The following is a 16,512-nucleotide window of genomic DNA, read 5'->3' on the forward strand; positions in this document are numbered from 1 at the left end:
AAACCTCATTTTTTATATTTGCAAACATTTCTATCCAAATAGGCTTTCACTAAAAATTTCAACCTAACTGAGTGTGGTTCTTAATATACAGTGATAGGATGCACAATATTAGGATGTTTTGCATTGTACAACTGATGTTAAATAGAAGATATAATAAAAGCGTTATTCAAGAACAAAAAAGAATACTTTAAAGTAGTGCTCCAAATCAATACAGAAGTTAGTGTATAACGATTGAAACAGCACTGAAAATTAATAAAATGGCCATAATGATGTTAAATAATTGATTATGTTTTAATAAAACTTTTTGGAACATGGAACCAAATAGGCTCCAACTAAATGTACTCATTAAACCGACTATACCTAAAAATAATGAGAAAAGTAAAAAGCTTGAATATGAATTGTAGTAAGGGAGAATAAAAGTCGATACTACAGTCAGTCCGAATAATATTCCTTTAGGATTTACAAATTGAAGGAAAATCCCCACTGTAAATAAGTTTTTATTATTTTTTTTATCGGGATCAGTACTACCTTTACTAGTAAGTATTTTAAAAGCTAAATATAGCATGTACGCTACACCTAAAATTTTTAATGGGAATTCGATTATTGGAAGGATATTAATTAGTAAAATATTAAAGAAACTACATAAAGAGGTGAGTATGAAAAAACCGAAAGCTACTCCAAAGCAAAATTTCATGCTCTTTTTTAGCCCATGTTGATTGGAAAATGTCATAGCTAGAAAATTGTTAGGGCCTGGTGTGAAGCTACTTATAAAAACAAATAATAGAAAAGAAAATATAGGCATTTCAAAACCCCCTAAAAATTAACGTGTGTTATAATGACCGAAAAGAATAATATAACGTGTGCTTTTTATTATACATAATGGTCGTTATATTGTATGTAGTATAGGAGTATTTTTATGGAAGAAATTCAACTTATTCTGGCGAAAAATTTAAAAACAATACGAGAAAAAGAAAAATTGAGTTTAGAAAAGGTTTCTCAATTAACAGGTGTGAGTAAAACGATGATTGGACAAATTGAAAGAGGAGAATCAAGCCCGACACTAACAACAATATGGAAAATTGCCAATGGGTTGAAAGTGTCTTTTACTTCTTTAATCAATAATCCGCAGCCGGATACAATAGTTGTTCTACGAAATGATATTCAAGTATTATCTGAAGACAATGGAAGATATAAAGTATATCCTTCTTTTCCTTTCCAAGGTGATAGACATTTTGAAATCTACACGGTTGAAATTGAAACAGAAGGAAAATTAAGTTCAGAAGCACATAAAGAAGGTACTGAAGAATTTATAACGGTGTTTGAAGGAGAATTAACAATTGAAGTAAGTGATGGTCAATATAAATTAAATAGTGGAGATTCAATTCGCTTTAAGGCGGATAGACCTCACTCTTATAATAATTCAGGAAGAACATTAACTCGGTTAAGTATGACCATTTATTATCCAGCTTCATAAGTTTGCTGCTGCTTTAAAAACATAAAGAAATGCGTAATGATAAAACCATCTATAAGAGATGGTTTTTATTTTTGTAATCTAGAAAAAAGACACTCATTTGAGTGTCAACATTTTATTTCACTCCTTTTCATATTCTATTAGATCGAAGTATAGAATAGCTTGTCCATTATATTGTATGGGAATTTTCTAAAATAGAAACGGCTTCATGTTTATAGGGTAAATCCAATATAAATAAAGAAATAATCTTTACTTATATGTAAAAAGTGGTGTTGTTACTTGCGGAATATATGCTAATAGTTAATTTGAGTTTTTATATTCAAATTAAAATGTGTGTTTGGACCTAAGAGATAAATGTGGAAAAATAAAATAAACTCTTAAGTTTAGGTGATTAATCTAAGCAGTCTATTACTAAAAACATATAATTAATATGTGAGTTATGAACATAATTAAATAATGTTTTAAAGTTTAATTATAATTCATGTTTTCTATTTTAAGTTAAACATATAAAACAAATCCTTTTTTTAACTACACTTCATATCGTTCTTAAAATAGGAAAACACTCAAATACAAAATAAATAAGGAGGAAATAAATGACACATAATAATTGCTTTGGTCATAATCATTGCAATCCGATAGTTTTTACACCAGATTGTTGTAATAATCCACAAACAGTTCCAATTACTAACGAGCAATTAGGACGATTAAAAACTATACTAAATTCTTTAATTTCGGCTATTGCAGCGTTTTTTGCAGATCCAAGTAACACAAACAGATTAGCTTTACTTGATTTGTTTACGCAACTACTGAATTTACTAAATGAATTAGCACCTTCTCCAGAAGGTAATTATTTAAAACAATTAATTCAAAGTATCATTACTGTATTACAATCTCCTAATCCAAACTTAAGTGAATTACTTTCCTTGTTACAACAATTCTACAGTGCCCTTGCACCATTCTTCTTTTCATTAATTATTGATCCTGCATGTTTAAACATTCTATTAAACTTATTAGTTCAACTAATTGGTGCTACTCCAGGAGCAGGAGCAACAGGAGCAACGGGAGCAACAGGAGCAACAGGAGCGACAGGCCATGGAGCTATTATTCCATATGCGTCGGGGGAACCTCTTGCGTTAACATCGCTCGCAAATGGATTAGCTGGTACTATTGGGCTTGTCGGATTTGGATTTTCTGCGCCTACTGTATTTGCACTGGGTTCAACAGTTGATTTAACAGGTGCAGCTGGAACACTTCTTAATATGGCCTTTTCTGCACCGCGTGCTGGGACAATTGATTCTATTGCAGCATACTTTAGTGTAACGGTGGCCGTAATTGCTGCATTAGGAACTGTTAACATTACGGCGCAGTTATATCAATCTACAACACCTGATAATACCTTCACAGCAATACCAGGTGCTATTGTAACGCTAACACCCGGTTTAACGAGTCTTGCTGCTCTTGGTACGATTACCAAGGGTATCACAACTGGATTATCGATACCAGTAACTCCAGAGACACGTTTGTTAATGGTTTACTCTATGACTTCTACAGGTCTAACGGTAGTTGCGAGTGCAGCTGGTTATGCGAGTGGAGGGGTAACTATTCTTTAGGTACAAGAGAATGTTACTATATTAAGAAGAAAAGGCGTAATCTTAATGATTGCGCCTTTTCTGTTAAATAATTGTACTTGAGTACCTAATGGAATTAGGTGTATTTAGATACGGTTATAATTTTAGGATATAGTTCTAGCATTTATACAATTTGTATACTAATATAGATAATTTTATTCTTAGCGTGCTAGATTGAAGTTTGAACTTTGAAAAAATTCAAAAAGGAATACTACTAATAATCTGTACCCTTTGTAAAGGACATTTTGAAAAAAATTAGGCAACATCAAGAAGATGATTTTTGTATACTGGAGGAGTCATCTTCTTTACATACCTCTCTGACTTACAGATTTTATGTATGGGTTATTTGATAGAATTTGAATATCTCTTTTTGTAAAAAAAATTGTCATTTTCAACCTTTTACAATCTCAATTCTCTCTCATTATACAAGAAATATCCTATAGAATAGACTTTTTAGTGTCTATCCTATAGGTGCATTTTATAAAAATAGTATTAATTTTTATGGCTGAATATGGTGTTTTTGAAATGTTTTACTTATTTTTATTACAGTTACATCCTTTTTTCTTTACATAGCCTTGTTGAGCTAAATCTTTTTGCGACTGAGAATTGGAAGATTGAGAAGAAGTTGAAGAACTACTATTTTTGTCATTAGAATTGTTTTTTCGATAGTTGCTATAATTACTCATAGTATCATCACCTCCAATTAAATATATAAATAGTATATGTTTGTACTCTATTAATTGTTACGTTTGAGAATATGTAATGGGGATATACAATACAAAAATCTCCAAGGTATTTTCCAAGGAGATGAATTATAGTTTTCTAATAGAAATGACTTAAATCAGTAGCCCCAATATGGTGGGAAATAGTATGAATCTTGGTAATATAAATTTTGTTGTTGAGGTGGAGATTGAGTTGCTTGGTTTATCATTCCACGATTTTGATTACAGTTTGCTGGTGGACCAATTACTGTAGTAGATTGAATTGGAGAAATGGCTTGTTTCCATTGTTGTTCATCGAGACAGTAAGTATGGGCCATAATGTTTGATGGAGTTAATCTTAAAATATCAGAACCGAAAATAACTTCTGGGGTTGGAGCATCGAAAATAGCTAATAAATGAGTATTATCTGCTGTAGCAATTTCATAATGCCACCATGCCTGTGGAATGTTGGCAACTTGCCCTGGTTTTATCGGTAAGTTTAATATTTTGTTTGTAAAAGGATTAAGTAAAGAAACAACAGCAGATCCTGAAATACAGTAAACAAGCTCAGCTGCATTTTGATGAATATCTGGTTCTACAACATTACCTGTACTTAAATAAATATCTAATAAAGAAGTATTTTCTAAAGTATTTAATTGTTTTATGCCAAGTAAGTTTATATAATTTTGGGCATCTTTCTTAAAAAAATTACTTTTACTCAAGTCATGAGTGAAGTTGGTTGAGGGGGAGGTGTAGTCAATATTAGAAGTCAATTGTATTACCTGCCTTTCTTATATTTTCATGCAATCTGAAATTAGGGTATGAGTCTAGTTATTGAAATGTGAAAGGGCCGATGCTTTTAGCTTGTTAAATAATCATAATGTTAGTTTGTGTACAGTAGGATTGGATTAAGAAGAAATAGTATAAAATTAGTTTCGTTGCGAAAAAAAGCGCTATTAATTACAATTAATGTAATTGATAGCGCTTATTTATTATGAAATACAAGGGGAGTGTGTAAAATGAATAATACTATTTTAAAAGAGTTAGAAGTTGAATTGAAAAATCACTTTAAACCATTTTTGAATGAGCCTGCAACAATAGAAGAAATTCAATGTGTCGAAAGTGAAATGGGGATTTCGTTTCCAGATGAATTACGTATGCTTTATCTCGCGCATAATGGTGAGGCTAAATCTGGACCAGGGTTATTTTTTGGTTTGCCATTGCTCTCGTTAGACGAGGTTTTGGATGAGTGGAGAGTATGGAAAAGTATTGAAGATGATGCGTTTTTTAATTTTGATTCATTTTCAATACCAGCAGAATATATTAAAGAAAGATATGTGAATTACAATTGGATACCTATTAGTAAAGATTATGGCGGTAACAATATAGGAATAGATGTTGATCCGGATGAAAAGGGGAAAATAGGACAAGTTATTAATTTTGGACGAGATGAAGAAGTGAAATATGTTATTGCAAATCGAATTTCAGATTTATTACTATTTATTTTACAAACGCTAAGAGATAAAAATTTCACCATTTACCAAGAGGAAGATTATTTATATTGGAGTTATGGGGCTAACGAAAATATACATTTTTTAGACGCTTTATTTAATATTGAATTACCTGTTTTACATCCTAATTTTATATTTCAATCTGAAAATAACGTTAAAGATTGGTATGGTAGTTTAAATGAAAAGTGGAAAAACATCGTGGGATCTCATGAACGTGCGAGTAAATTTATAAGAGAAAAGAGATTATATTTAGGTGGAAATGAGTTAGTAGATATAAGTCCATTACAGATGTGTACGGAGGTGAGAGAACTAATTTTATCTGGAAATGAAATTAAAGATTTAACAGGATTAGAACGAATGAATTCTTTAAAGAAGTTATATTTAGTTAATAATCCGGTTCAAGATTTAACACCAATATTACATTTGCAGCACTTAGAAGAAATGAATATTAAGAAAACGAGTGTAAATAATCTATCGGCACTTGTAGAAATGCCATCATTAAAAAAATTAGATATTTCAAATACAGATATTAAAGATTATTCGTTGCTACCGCAGTTTCAAAAGTTAGAATCGCTTACTGTACATATTTCAAATCACGAGCAGCTCTATGCAATTTCGAAAGTAGATACTTTAAAGCATTTGTATATTTTAGGTTTAGAAAATGTTAGTGAATTGGATTTGCTTGTTTTGCAAAATTTAAATAAGTTAATAACAATTGAATTTGAAAATAGCATCATTGCTAATTTATATTGCATTCAACACAATGCTTCAATTCAAAATATAAAGTTGACAGATACGAAGGTAAAGGATGGAGCGGCATTAGGTAAAATGAAAGGACTAAAGGAATTAGAATTAGATGGCGCAACAATTGATAACCTTGAAACGATAGGTTGTTCTCATTCATTAGAAATATTTACAGGATCGTTTGAACAGTTTTATATGTTAAAAGACTCATTTGATAGAAAAATAGATTTTTCAAAAATAATAGGAGGAATGAGTGAAGAAGAAAGAGAAATTTGGCATCAGCATGTAATTGATTAGAAAATAATATTATTATGTAAATAAGTTAGTTTGTAGAAGTTGTAACTGTTACTATTCCAGAAAATGTTCACCAACACTTTAAGGAATATAAATTAGTTTTAAACCACTGTTTGACAGTTGATCCTGCAATAAAGTGGTTAGGAGAAATAAATTATGTGTAACTGAATGTCACATCCCTTCTTACTCGTTCGTCTTGTATGTAGAACGGGTAAGGAGGGATTTTATTATGCATAGTTTTGATGTAGCAATTGTTGGCGGCGGGCTTGCTGGGTTAACAGCATCTATATATTTAGCGAAAGCTGGAAGAAAAGTTATTGTATTAGAAAAGTCCAGTCGCTTTGGTGGTCGAGGGATAACTATAAATAAAAATGGCGTTTGCATGAACCTTGGTGCACATGCGTTATATAAAGGAGGGGCAGCTTTTTTAACTTTTAATGAGCTTGGTATGAATCTTCCGGGCGGAATACCATCTACAAAAGCACATGGAATATGGAAGGGGGATATATTCACCATTCCAACGGATTTTCGCTCTATTTTATCAACACCACTACTTTCGTGGGCTGCAAAAGTCGAATTCTCTCGTCTTATGATTCGTTTAGGGAATTTAAATGTAGGAGAAGTTCCAAAAATGAGTTTATCTACATGGGCAGAAAATGAAATAAAAGATCCAATGGTTCGTAATATATTTTATGCGCTATGCCGAACAACAACATATACGTTTGCACCTGTAATACAAGTAGCCTCTTCAGTATTAAAGCAAATACAGCTTTCTATGAAAGAAGGAGTCTTTTATGTAGATGGTGGTTGGGAGACGATCATAACAAAGTTAAGAGAAATAGCGAATCATGCCGGAGTGCAATTTTTGGCTAATAAACATGTTTTAGAAATAGAGCATTGCGAAGATAAACAAAGAATACATTGTTTTGACGATGAATTATTTGAAGCAGATGCAGTCATTGTAACAACTCCACCGAAAGAGGCTTGTAAAATGATAAAAGGTGCAGAAGGAACACGTCTGTATAGATGGAGTGAACAATCGGTACCGGTTACCGTCGCTGCATTAGATATTGGTTTGAGACGCTTACCCAATCCTACACATCAATTTGCATTGGGGTTAGATCAACCAATATTTTATACGAATCAATCAAGAGCAGCTAAATTAAGTGAAGATGGAGTCAGTGTAGTGAGTTTAATTAAGTACCATAATCCTGTGGTAGAGATAAATCATTTTAATGATGATAAAGAACTGTTAGAAAAAACGATGGAGTTGTTACACCCTAATTGGGAAAGAGAAGTTGTTGCAAAACAATATTTACCGAAAATAACAGTAGTACATGATTTTCCTCATATTGACCGAGTTGAAAGCCCAGGTCCTAATATCCCTGAAATGCCAGGTGTTTATGTAGCAGGAGATTGGGCTGGGCATGATGAAATATTAGCTGATGCTGCGGTAGCGAGCGGGAAACGTGCAGCGTTACACATTATAAAGCAATTAGAAAGTGAGGCTATACATCATGGAAAGGGAGCGATTGTATGAAGCGTATCAGCCATTATTGTTTTCATTAGCATATAGAATCCTTGGGAGTGTTATGGACGCTGAGGATATCGTTCATGACGTATTTATCTCGCTAAATAATATAGAAGATGTTCAATCTATAGAAAATATGAAAGCCTATTTATGTAAAATGGCGACAAATCGTTCAATTGATAAATTACGTTCGGCAGCGCATAAACGTAACGTATATGTAGGGATGTGGTTACCAGAGCCACTTGTGGAAGGGAGTAATGAGCCAGCAGAGTCATTTGTAATGAAAGAATCTCTGTCCACGGCATACCTTTTGCTTTTACAACAGTTATCTGAAGTAGAAAGGATTGTTTTCATATTAAGAGAGGTTTTCAGTTATGACTACGAAGAAATAGCTTCAATTGTTGATAAGAGTAGTGGGAATTGCCGGAAGATTTTTCAACGTGCACGAAAAAGTATTTTAGATAAACCGAGGCAATCAAAATTAAGCACGAAGAAAATGGCTGCTTATGTTGAAAAGTTTGTATCATCATTACAGTGTGGGGATGAACAAGGCATGTTAGAGGTATTAAAAACAGATGCGATATTCAAAGCAGATGGTGGCGGTAAAGTTACAACTGCTATTAATCCCATTTATTCTGCGGATAAAATTATACGTTTGTTCTTTGGAATTGCAAAACGATTGATAGAAGAGTATACAGTTGAATTCAAAAAGGTAAATGGTACACCAGGAGTTATAGTTTTAATAAATAATAAAGTGACTTATGTACTTTCATTTGCATTTGAGGATGAGAAAATTTCAAACATTTATATGATGGTTAATCCTGAAAAACTTATGCATTTAAATGGGGAAATATAAAATAAAGACGCATTTCACAGAAATGCGTCTTTATTTTATTACTTTTCTAACATTTCAAGAGGTACATCTTTTTCGCCGGCTACCTCAAATTTAATTTCCCCGTCTTCTTCATAAATACGTGAAATAATCGGTATAGTAATCATTAATTTTTTATGTTGCTTTCGCTTTCTAGCAGCATCTAAGCTAATCACGTTCATTTATAAGCATCCTTTCTTCTAAAAATATATAAACAAAAGAAAATGCGTCCGAAAAGGGCGCTTAATTGAATTTGAAATACCGATTCATTTAAATGGGGTTTATATTATTTTATAACTGCAATTTTTATGAAAAATAATATGAATGGAATAATTGCACGTAGAAATTAACTTTACCAAAAAACGAAACAATATGCTATAAAAAATTATAAATCTTTGTCATATAACGGGAAAAAGGTTTTCGTTTCGCATATAATAAAAAGTAGACGGGCAGCAAGAGCTTTTTCATCATATTGCTTGGAAAGGCGATGAAAAAAATGGATACAGTAGATACATTATTATTGCAACTTGAACAATATGGAGAAGAGCATGATCGGAATAAAAAAACACGGGAAGAAAAATTACGGAATGTTTCTCGTGAGATGGGGCAATTTTTATCAATTTTAGTAAAAGGGTGTCATGCAAGAAATATTTTAGAAATTGGAACTTCTAATGGTTATTCTACGTTGTGGATAGCAAATGCGGTAGAAGAAACAAATGGAAATGTAACAACTGTAGAGCTTTCTTCAGAACGAGTTGGAGAGGCACTTGTTAATTTTGAAAAGGCAAACCTTTTACAAAGAATCGATGTTCATAACCAAGAAGCAGGTGCATTTTTAGATTCCCAACTAGACCATTCATTTGATTTTATTTTCCTAGATTCAGAGCGTACGCAATACATGTGGTGGTTTGAACATATTAAACGTATGTTACAACCAAAAGGTCTTCTTGTTGTTGATAATGCAACTTCTCATGCGAGTGAATTAGCTGAATTTATAAAAATGATCGAAGAAGATGAAATGTTTGAAACGGTGTTATTAGCGTTTCAAAAGGGAGCGTTTGTAGCACGGAAGAATAAATAGTAATGAACGTAATATAATTATCACACTGAAAGAGTACAGGTGTCAAAAAAATGAGTACAGTATTATAGTAAGAACGTAAATTATATAAGGAACATATGAAGAATCCGCCTTCAGCATGTTGTTCTCTAGGTCTTAAGTCTGAGGAAAATAATGTGGATAACAGGTATACTTATACTAAGAAACAGGGAATGACTGCATAAGCAGATATTTCTTGAAAAATCGATTTCAAACAGACTGATTGTACATGAAATACGATAAATTAAATGAAATATAGTGCAAATAAATTCGCACATATAAATAAAGGAGCGATTTTGTTGACTGAACTCGAGAAAAAAGAACCTGTATCGATTGTGAAAGACAAAAATGTAGAAGAAGTAGTGGATACAGTTATAAAAGATGAAGAACTAGAGGAACTGAATAAAGAAGCTGATCTTTATGTACAAAAGTTAAATAGCGAGCAAAATACGGATTTGTCAAAAGTATTGTCTCAGCTAGGAGATTTAGGGGATAAAGAGCAACAAGCAGCCGGACAAACGTTATCAGCGTTAAAACGTCCTGTAACAGCGATGATGAATGGGGAAAATGAAGAAATTCCAAATACATTGTTAGAGTTACGAAAAGTGGTATCTGAACTCGATCCGAATTCCTTAAAAGCAAGTGGTATGAAGAAAATAATGTTTAAAGTATTTAAGAAAAATCCACTTGAAACATATGCGCATAAATACCAATCTATAGATAAGCAAATTGAAGAGATTATAAGGTCCCTTCTAATCGGCCGTGACAACTTACAAGAAGATACAGTTGGCCTTGAAATGTTAAAAGAGCAATCGCATGATAAAATTCACGCTCTTGATAAACAAGTATACTTAGGAAGAAAACTTGCTGGCATGCTTGAAGCTGAGAAACAAAACCCAGATCGTCAAAGGGATATTCCGTTAATTAACGATGCATTAGAAAAGATACTAGTACGTACACGTAATATGCAGCAAGCAAAAAGTGTATTATTACAATCTATCGCATCTGTAGACATCATTAAGAAAAATAACGAAAAATTAACAGAGGCAATTCGTAATGCAATTACGATGACGCAAAACGTTGTAACAGTATCAGCTGCAATTCAGTTAGCATTAACGAATCAACGTAAAACAATTGATGCAGTTAATGCGACGAATGAAGCGATTGAATCAATGGTATTAAGTAACTCTCAAGCGTTAAAACAAAATACAGAAGAAACAACAAAACTACTTGAAAATCCTGCTATTAGCATGGATAAATTACGTGAATCATTCCAAAATGTATTTGCGGCTATTGAAGCATCTGAGAAATCGTCAGAACGTATTATCGAGTCTAGTAAGAAATTCGTCATTGAACTAGACACATTTAATGATGAAATGAAGCAGAAACTCATTCAACATCCAAGGAAATAGCGGATTATAGAGGAGGTGAAAAAATGAGTTTTATTCAAACAGTATTAGTACTATTGGGTACATTACTTTTAATCGCATTTACTGTCGTTGTTTTAGTTGTATATTTCGGACGTAAACTGTATTTTTCATGGACGAAACCATATAAAAGAGCACAAGATTCTTTAGAGAAGTTATCGAACAAATCAACACCGTTTCTACAAGAATTTACGCAACATCCACTTTTTTATCGCTGGATTCGTACTGAAGGGAAGAAAGAACAACATACATTAAACACTCTTTTCTGTGCTTCAGGCCAACGTACGAGAGAGCAAGTATTCTCGATGTTACCGAAAGAAAAACAGAAAAAAGTGCATGTAATGGCAAAAACAACGAAAAAGCTTACAAATGAAGATATCGATGTGGCCGCGATGAAAGTGAAAGATTTCTTGAGGCAAGAATCGCAGCAAACAGTAAAACCGACAGACTTATCGTTTTATAAATTGTATTTTTACGATCGATATCCAGATGCGTTGAATACAATTCAAGCATATAAACGATCCATTAATCCTTCCTTACAAAGAACGGTTGATGAAATTACAATTTCAGTATTAAATGCACTTCCATACTATCAAGAACAACGTATGTTTGAACAACAACATAAACTAGAAACGTTCTTAATGAAAGACTTAACAGCGATGTTATCATTAGTGGTACAATTACCACCGTCGCAACGTCCTGAAAAAGAAGAAGAGTTAAAAGTTTATTTGCAAAACTTCCAAAAAGAAATGGAAATAGTCGAGCGAGATATTCGTGACTCCATTGATCACGATTTGAATGTGAAGATGAGAGCAGCAACAGAGAAGTTTAAGAATAAATAAGAGAGATTTCCTTGGAAAAGCTGGTAGCTGTAGCTTTTTTGAGGGATCTCTTTTTATTTTCGATAGAAATTACAGATTTTGCTTTTATAGTAGGTTTACTAGGAGTAACACTTTCATTATGCGATCAACCAAATAGGGGAACTACATGTGTATGTGTCCTTTCGAATATAACGTTTTATCTACATGATTTTCTCCAAGTTTTGTTTTTCTGACAGTAGTAAGTAAATTCTCTGGATTTTGAATATCCACTTCATTTTTTCCATTCGTTCGGTAAATAGCGTAGTAAGCAGATTCTCTTTCTCTATCGTCAATACTACCTAAAATGAGAATTCTTGTATGATTTGTAAAAATATGATGTTAAAATGTATGAAGGGATGTAGAGTAAGAAAAGTACAATATGTATAGTATTTGAATATTGTATAAGTATTCCCATGTAGAAAGTGAATGATTACATGATTAATAGTATGCAGTTTCTGTATGTAATGGCTTCTTATTTATTTGGAAACATATTGACCGCTTATTTATTAACGAAATGGAGACATGATGTTGATATTCGTGATGAAGGAAGTGGAAATCCTGGCGCAAGAAATATGGGGCGAGTATATGGAAAATGGTATTTCGTCGCTACATTTTTAGGTGATGCGATCAAAGGTGCAATTGTAGTGTATATAGCAAAATACTTTTTTGAAGATTCTACATTCGTAATGTTAACATTATTGGCCGTTATAATTGGACATATTTACCCGATTTTGTTTAAAGGAAAGGGCGGAAAAGGCATTTCAACATTTATTGGAGGGTTAATCGCATTTGATTATTTGATAGCGCTTACTCTTATTGGTGTTTTTGTCCTATTTTATTTAATATTTAAAGGATTTACGAAACCAGGGTTAATAACAATCGCTTGTTTGCCAATTTGCATGATTTTTTATTCCTACTCTATTGTTACGACTATTTTAAGTGCGCTTATTATTGTACTTATTCTATATGTAAATCGAGAATGAAATGAACTTTTAATAAGTGGGGGCAATCTCCACTTATGATTTTTATTACAGAAAAAGTGAGCGATAAGTAGAGAAAGAAGGTGGATAGGACATGGGGTTAATTTATAAGGTTGCTGATCAAGATTGGGAATTTGAAAGTATACATAAATTGAACTATAAAACATTTGTAGAAGAGATTCCGCAACATGAAGAAACGAAAGAACGTTTTCGTATAGATCGGTTTCATGAAGAAAATACATATTTGATTTGTTTAGATGAGGATAGATTAGTAGGTATGGTCGCAGTGCGGGGAAAACGACCATTCTCGTTAGATTATAAAGTCTCAAATTTAGATGATTATTTACAAGAATATGGTGAAAATGTATATGAAATTCGTTTACTTTCAGTAGAACGTGAATATAGAAATGGAAGAGCGTTGTTAGGATTAATTCGTTTTCTACATCGTTATTTGCTTCTAAATGGATATGAATTGGCACTCATTTCAGCTACAACACGTGAACTACCTTTATATGAGCAAATGGGATTCAAATCTTTCCATACGTTAGTTGGTACAGAAGAAGCAGCTTTTCAGCCAATGTATGTTACACCGATTATGTTCGAAGAGTCGAGTGTTGGAGGTATTATGACGAAAGAATTTACATTTTTACCTGGTCCAGTTGATATTGAAGACAATGTTCAAAAGGCATTTTCTGCTAAGCCTATTTTGCATCGCTCTAAGTCATTTCAAGTGACGATGGACAATGTAAAGAAACGATTACTTCAAATGACAAAAGCACAACATGTACAAATTATGTTAGGAACAGGGACGTTAGCGAATGATGCAATTGCTTTACAATTACGTTCTTTAAAAGGTATAGGTCTAGTTTTAGCGAATGGAGAGTTTGGTAATAGATTAATTGAGCAGGCAAAACGCGCACATTTAAGTTTTGATACGTATAGCAAACAAATGGGAGAGCCGTTTGTACATACTGAATTAGAAAAAATAATTGCAAGTGGAAATTATGAATGGCTTTGGTTTGTTCATCATGAAACATCAACGGGAATGTTAAATAATTTAGACGAGCTAAATGCTCTTTGTAAAAAATATCAAGTGAAACTATGTGTAGATTGTATAAGCTCAATTGGAGCAATACCAATAGATTTGAAGAATGTATATTTTGCAAGTGGAGTTAGCGGAAAAGCAATTAAATCATATACAGGATTATCTTTCGTTTTTCATAATCATATTATGGAGAAAAACGAAGCAATACCCGTGTATATGGACATTGGTATGTATGAAATGAATGATAGTATTCCATATTCGCATTCATGGAATTTAATGTATGCATTACAAGAAGCAATCAAGAAATTTGAAGATGGAAAGGCATTTGAAAAAATAATAGAGACGTATGCTTATCTTGAAAAAGCTATTACTACTATGGGATTAAAGCTAGTTTCACCTAAAGAACATGCCGCTCAAATTGTTCTTACGATTCAATTAAACGAAAGGCAGTGTTCTAAAGTAGTAGGCGATGCATTAGCGTTACAAGGATATATTGTCCATTATGAATCAGCGTATTTACAAAAGAATAACTGGATCCAAATTGCATGCCTGAATCAATACAAAGAACGGGATATGAAGAGGATGTTGAATTGTTTGCATATGTGTACTTTAAAGAATGGCGTACATATATGAGGAATGATTTTGTAACATAATTGGTTGCGTATAAAGGGATTCTTACTTACGAAAACTTAGAAATGAGACATACAGTAGATTATAAATCATTAGAAGAGGTGTTAGTATGATAACTAAAAAACTACCATTACATATAGCAGACATTAAAAAAGCTCAAACCATTCTAGATAGAAATGCTAGAAAAACACCATTAGTTAAATCTTTTTATTTGACTAGTAAGACAGGCGGAGAAATTCATTTGAAATTAGAAAATATGCAATTAACGGGTTCTTTTAAATTCCGTGGTGCGTTTAATAAAATGTCGCAGCTGACAGATCAAGAAAAAGAGAGAGGGGTAATTGCTTGTTCCGCAGGTAATCATGCACAAGGAGTTGCTTTATCCGCTCATTTACTTGGCATTAAGAGTAAAATTGTTATGCCAATTTCTGCACCTCAGGCGAAAGTTGAAGCAACTAGAGGATATGGATCAGAAGTTATTTTATTTGGTGAAACCTTCGATGATGCAAAGGAAAAGTGTGAGGAAATTATAAGGGAAACAGGTGAAACATACTTGCATCCATATGATGATGTAGAGGTAATGGCTGGTCAAGGTACAATTGGATTAGATATTCTTGATGACATGTGGGATGTCGATACTGTTATTGTACCTATTGGCGGAGGAGGGATTATTTCAGGTATAGCTGTAGCATTAAAATCTTTTAATCCATCAATCAATATAATTGGTGTCCAAGCAGACAATGTTCATGGAATGAAGGCATCTTATGATAAAGGGACAATCGTAGAACATTATGAGGCACCGACTATAGCAGATGGTTGTGCTGTTAAAATACCAGGGGATTTAACGTTTGAAGTTGTAAAAGAATTAGTAAATGATATTGTAACAGTATCAGAAAAAGAGCTGGAAGTAGCGATGAAAGACTTATTACAACGTGGAAAAGCTGTTGTAGAAGGTGCGGGCGCATTAGCTACTGCTGCACTTCTTGCAGGAAAAGTTGATCAATATATTAAAGGGAAAAAAGTAGTAGCGGTTATATCTGGTGGAAATGTGGACTTGCAGCGTATATCGAGTGTATGTGAGCAATTTTTTGTGGCGAATGAAGTGAAATAGTATTTTAAAACATAATAAAAGAGGAGCTAAGTGAAATTATATTAGCTCCTCTTTCATTATGTTTGTGTGGAAGTAAATAGTGACTCCATTTTCATTTTACTCTTTGTTCTAATTTCAGAATCCGCATGTCTCATAACATATTTATGCGCTACAGCGATCGCTAAAACATCATCTAATAAGCCAATCCCAATAATAGCAGCGATATCTGGAATGAAATCGATTGTTAATACGTAATAGGATAAAGCGGCTAGTATTATGAATTTCGCTTTAGTAGGTAACCCTTTCTTTTTCATTGTGTAGAATAAGATAATACTTTCATATACGCTAGATTTACCGAGATCTGCTGAGCTTTTTTTGAACTTTTTCCAAAGCGTCTGTTTCTCCATATAAACACTCCTTTTACAAAAACATAGATTTTTTAAAAGGATGGACAAAGAATTGAGCGGATAATCAATTTTATTGCTTTTCTTATTGTATATTTCCATAAAGATAGGAAATTACCTGTTCAAAATAATAGAATGTTGGTTATGCAACGAGTCAAAGTGTTTCGTTTGTAAATGGTTATTGGAATGTATAAAGATTATTTCTTTTTTAATAAATAAAAAATATGAA

At 32.7% G+C, this 16,512-nt stretch carries 16 protein-coding genes and 1 pseudogene; 11 read left to right on the top strand and 6 right to left on the bottom strand.

All coding sequences use genetic code 11. The features are described 5' to 3' along the window. Positions 1-217: 217 nt before the first annotated feature. Entirely contained in the window at positions 218-802 is a 585-nt protein-coding gene (locus tag COI75_RS23665) for a LysE family translocator (protein ID WP_001121264.1), read from the bottom strand. Positions 803-916: 114 nt separating this feature from the next. On the opposite strand from COI75_RS23665, the gene COI75_RS23670 reads away from it, so the two are divergent. Both COI75_RS23670 and COI75_RS23675 read left to right on the top strand, forming a co-directional pair. After that, positions 917-1,474 carry a helix-turn-helix domain-containing protein gene (locus COI75_RS23670; protein WP_000391307.1) on the top strand — a complete coding sequence of 186 codons (558 nt, stop codon included), beginning with the start codon at positions 917-919 and terminating at the stop codon, positions 1,472-1,474. Between the two features lie 590 nt (positions 1,475-2,064). After that, positions 2,065-3,081, top strand: a complete 1,017-nt coding sequence (locus tag COI75_RS23675) for an exosporium glycoprotein BclB-related protein (protein WP_098448662.1) — start codon at positions 2,065-2,067, stop codon at positions 3,079-3,081. Positions 3,082-3,629: 548 nt separating this feature from the next. Here COI75_RS23675 and COI75_RS27070 read toward each other — a convergent pair. Both COI75_RS27070 and COI75_RS23680 read right to left on the bottom strand, forming a co-directional pair. Further along, positions 3,630-3,785 carry a hypothetical protein gene (locus tag COI75_RS27070; RefSeq protein WP_002095645.1) on the bottom strand — a complete coding sequence of 52 codons (156 nt, stop codon included), beginning with the start codon at positions 3,783-3,785 and terminating at the stop codon, positions 3,630-3,632. A gap of 155 nt (positions 3,786-3,940) precedes the next feature. Next, positions 3,941-4,573, bottom strand: a complete 633-nt coding sequence (locus COI75_RS23680) for a cupin domain-containing protein (protein WP_098448663.1) — start codon at positions 4,571-4,573, stop codon at positions 3,941-3,943. 246 nt (positions 4,574-4,819) lie between these two features. On the opposite strand from COI75_RS23680, the gene COI75_RS23685 reads away from it, so the two are divergent. The 3 genes from COI75_RS23685 (at position 4,820) to COI75_RS23695 (ending at position 8,736) form a co-directional block, all read left to right on the top strand. Then, entirely contained in the window at positions 4,820-6,352 is a 1,533-nt protein-coding gene (locus COI75_RS23685; protein ID WP_001066348.1) for an SMI1/KNR4 family protein, read from the top strand. 226 nt (positions 6,353-6,578) lie between these two features. Further along, a complete protein-coding gene (locus COI75_RS23690) occupies positions 6,579-7,889 on the top strand; it encodes a phytoene desaturase family protein (protein ID WP_098448664.1) in 1,311 nt (436 codons plus the stop codon). After that, a complete protein-coding gene (locus COI75_RS23695) occupies positions 7,867-8,736 on the top strand; it encodes a sigma-70 family RNA polymerase sigma factor (RefSeq protein ID WP_002095643.1) in 870 nt (289 codons plus the stop codon). The genes COI75_RS23690 and COI75_RS23695 overlap by 23 nt, the downstream gene beginning before the upstream one ends. Before the next feature lie 38 nt (positions 8,737-8,774). Here COI75_RS23695 and COI75_RS27075 read toward each other — a convergent pair whose 3' ends face one another. Further along, positions 8,775-8,933, bottom strand: coding sequence for a hypothetical protein (locus COI75_RS27075; RefSeq protein WP_001100983.1), 159 nt, complete (start codon positions 8,931-8,933; stop codon positions 8,775-8,777). A 305-nt stretch (positions 8,934-9,238) separates the two neighbouring features. On the opposite strand from COI75_RS27075, the gene COI75_RS23710 reads away from it, so the two are divergent. From COI75_RS23710 to COI75_RS23720, 3 genes are all read left to right on the top strand, one after another. Further along, the gene (locus tag COI75_RS23710; RefSeq protein WP_002095642.1) at positions 9,239-9,832 is read left to right on the top strand and encodes an O-methyltransferase; all 594 of its coding nucleotides are present in this window, start codon (positions 9,239-9,241) and stop codon (positions 9,830-9,832) included. A 314-nt stretch (positions 9,833-10,146) separates the two neighbouring features. Continuing rightward, positions 10,147-11,259: a toxic anion resistance protein gene (locus tag COI75_RS23715; protein WP_141535148.1), complete on the top strand. Its 1,113-nt coding sequence runs from the start codon at positions 10,147-10,149 to the stop codon at positions 11,257-11,259. A 23-nt stretch (positions 11,260-11,282) separates the two neighbouring features. Beyond that, positions 11,283-12,116 carry a DUF3974 domain-containing protein gene (locus COI75_RS23720; RefSeq protein ID WP_000008391.1) on the top strand — a complete coding sequence of 278 codons (834 nt, stop codon included), beginning with the start codon at positions 11,283-11,285 and terminating at the stop codon, positions 12,114-12,116. Positions 12,117-12,240: 124 nt separating this feature from the next. On the opposite strand, the pseudogene COI75_RS27470 reads toward COI75_RS23720, so the two are convergent. Beyond that, positions 12,241-12,443 (bottom strand): annotated as a pseudogene (locus COI75_RS27470) (glycoside hydrolase family 10 protein); the annotation flags it as partial. A gap of 125 nt (positions 12,444-12,568) precedes the next feature. Between COI75_RS27470 and plsY the strand changes: the two are divergent. The 3 genes from plsY (at position 12,569) to tdcB (ending at position 15,900) form a co-directional block, all read left to right on the top strand. After that, on the top strand, positions 12,569-13,117 hold the full coding sequence (gene plsY, locus COI75_RS23730) for a glycerol-3-phosphate 1-O-acyltransferase PlsY (protein WP_000610881.1): 549 nt from the start codon (positions 12,569-12,571) through the stop codon (positions 13,115-13,117). Between the two features lie 91 nt (positions 13,118-13,208). Beyond that, positions 13,209-14,792, top strand: coding sequence for an aminotransferase class V-fold PLP-dependent enzyme (locus COI75_RS23735; protein ID WP_000523054.1), 1,584 nt, complete (start codon positions 13,209-13,211; stop codon positions 14,790-14,792). 106 nt (positions 14,793-14,898) lie between these two features. Then, on the top strand, positions 14,899-15,900 hold the full coding sequence (gene tdcB / locus COI75_RS23740; protein WP_000628899.1) for a bifunctional threonine ammonia-lyase/L-serine ammonia-lyase TdcB: 1,002 nt from the start codon (positions 14,899-14,901) through the stop codon (positions 15,898-15,900). A gap of 56 nt (positions 15,901-15,956) precedes the next feature. Here tdcB and COI75_RS23745 read toward each other — a convergent pair whose 3' ends face one another. Beyond that, positions 15,957-16,286, bottom strand: a complete 330-nt coding sequence (locus COI75_RS23745; RefSeq protein ID WP_000415062.1) for a YkvA family protein — start codon at positions 16,284-16,286, stop codon at positions 15,957-15,959. Between the last annotated feature and the right edge of the window lie 226 nt (positions 16,287-16,512).

Origin of the sequence: Bacillus cereus (assembly GCF_002564555.1) — a bacterium.
Taxonomy (GTDB): domain Bacteria; phylum Bacillota; class Bacilli; order Bacillales; family Bacillaceae_G; genus Bacillus_A; species Bacillus_A cereus_K.

Excerpts from the sequence above, each read along its gene's own strand:
- COI75_RS23665 (WP_001121264.1), bottom strand. The coding sequence starts at position 802 with ATGCCTATATTTTCTTTTCTATTATTTGTTTTTATAAGTAGCTTCACA.
- COI75_RS23670 (WP_000391307.1), top strand. The coding sequence starts at position 917 with ATGGAAGAAATTCAACTTATTCTGGCGAAAAATTTAAAAACAATACGA.
- COI75_RS23675 (WP_098448662.1), top strand. The coding sequence starts at position 2,065 with ATGACACATAATAATTGCTTTGGTCATAATCATTGCAATCCGATAGTT.
- COI75_RS27070 (WP_002095645.1), bottom strand. The coding sequence starts at position 3,785 with ATGAGTAATTATAGCAACTATCGAAAAAACAATTCTAATGACAAAAAT.
- COI75_RS23685 (WP_001066348.1), top strand. The coding sequence starts at position 4,820 with ATGAATAATACTATTTTAAAAGAGTTAGAAGTTGAATTGAAAAATCAC.
- COI75_RS23690 (WP_098448664.1), top strand. The coding sequence starts at position 6,579 with ATGCATAGTTTTGATGTAGCAATTGTTGGCGGCGGGCTTGCTGGGTTA.
- COI75_RS23695 (WP_002095643.1), top strand. The coding sequence starts at position 7,867 with ATGGAAAGGGAGCGATTGTATGAAGCGTATCAGCCATTATTGTTTTCA.
- COI75_RS27075 (WP_001100983.1), bottom strand. The coding sequence starts at position 8,933 with ATGAACGTGATTAGCTTAGATGCTGCTAGAAAGCGAAAGCAACATAAA.
- COI75_RS23710 (WP_002095642.1), top strand. The coding sequence starts at position 9,239 with ATGAAAAAAATGGATACAGTAGATACATTATTATTGCAACTTGAACAA.
- COI75_RS23720 (WP_000008391.1), top strand. The coding sequence starts at position 11,283 with ATGAGTTTTATTCAAACAGTATTAGTACTATTGGGTACATTACTTTTA.
- plsY (WP_000610881.1), top strand. The coding sequence starts at position 12,569 with ATGATTAATAGTATGCAGTTTCTGTATGTAATGGCTTCTTATTTATTT.
- COI75_RS23735 (WP_000523054.1), top strand. The coding sequence starts at position 13,209 with ATGGGGTTAATTTATAAGGTTGCTGATCAAGATTGGGAATTTGAAAGT.
- tdcB (WP_000628899.1), top strand. The coding sequence starts at position 14,899 with ATGATAACTAAAAAACTACCATTACATATAGCAGACATTAAAAAAGCT.
- COI75_RS23745 (WP_000415062.1), bottom strand. The coding sequence starts at position 16,286 with ATGGAGAAACAGACGCTTTGGAAAAAGTTCAAAAAAAGCTCAGCAGAT.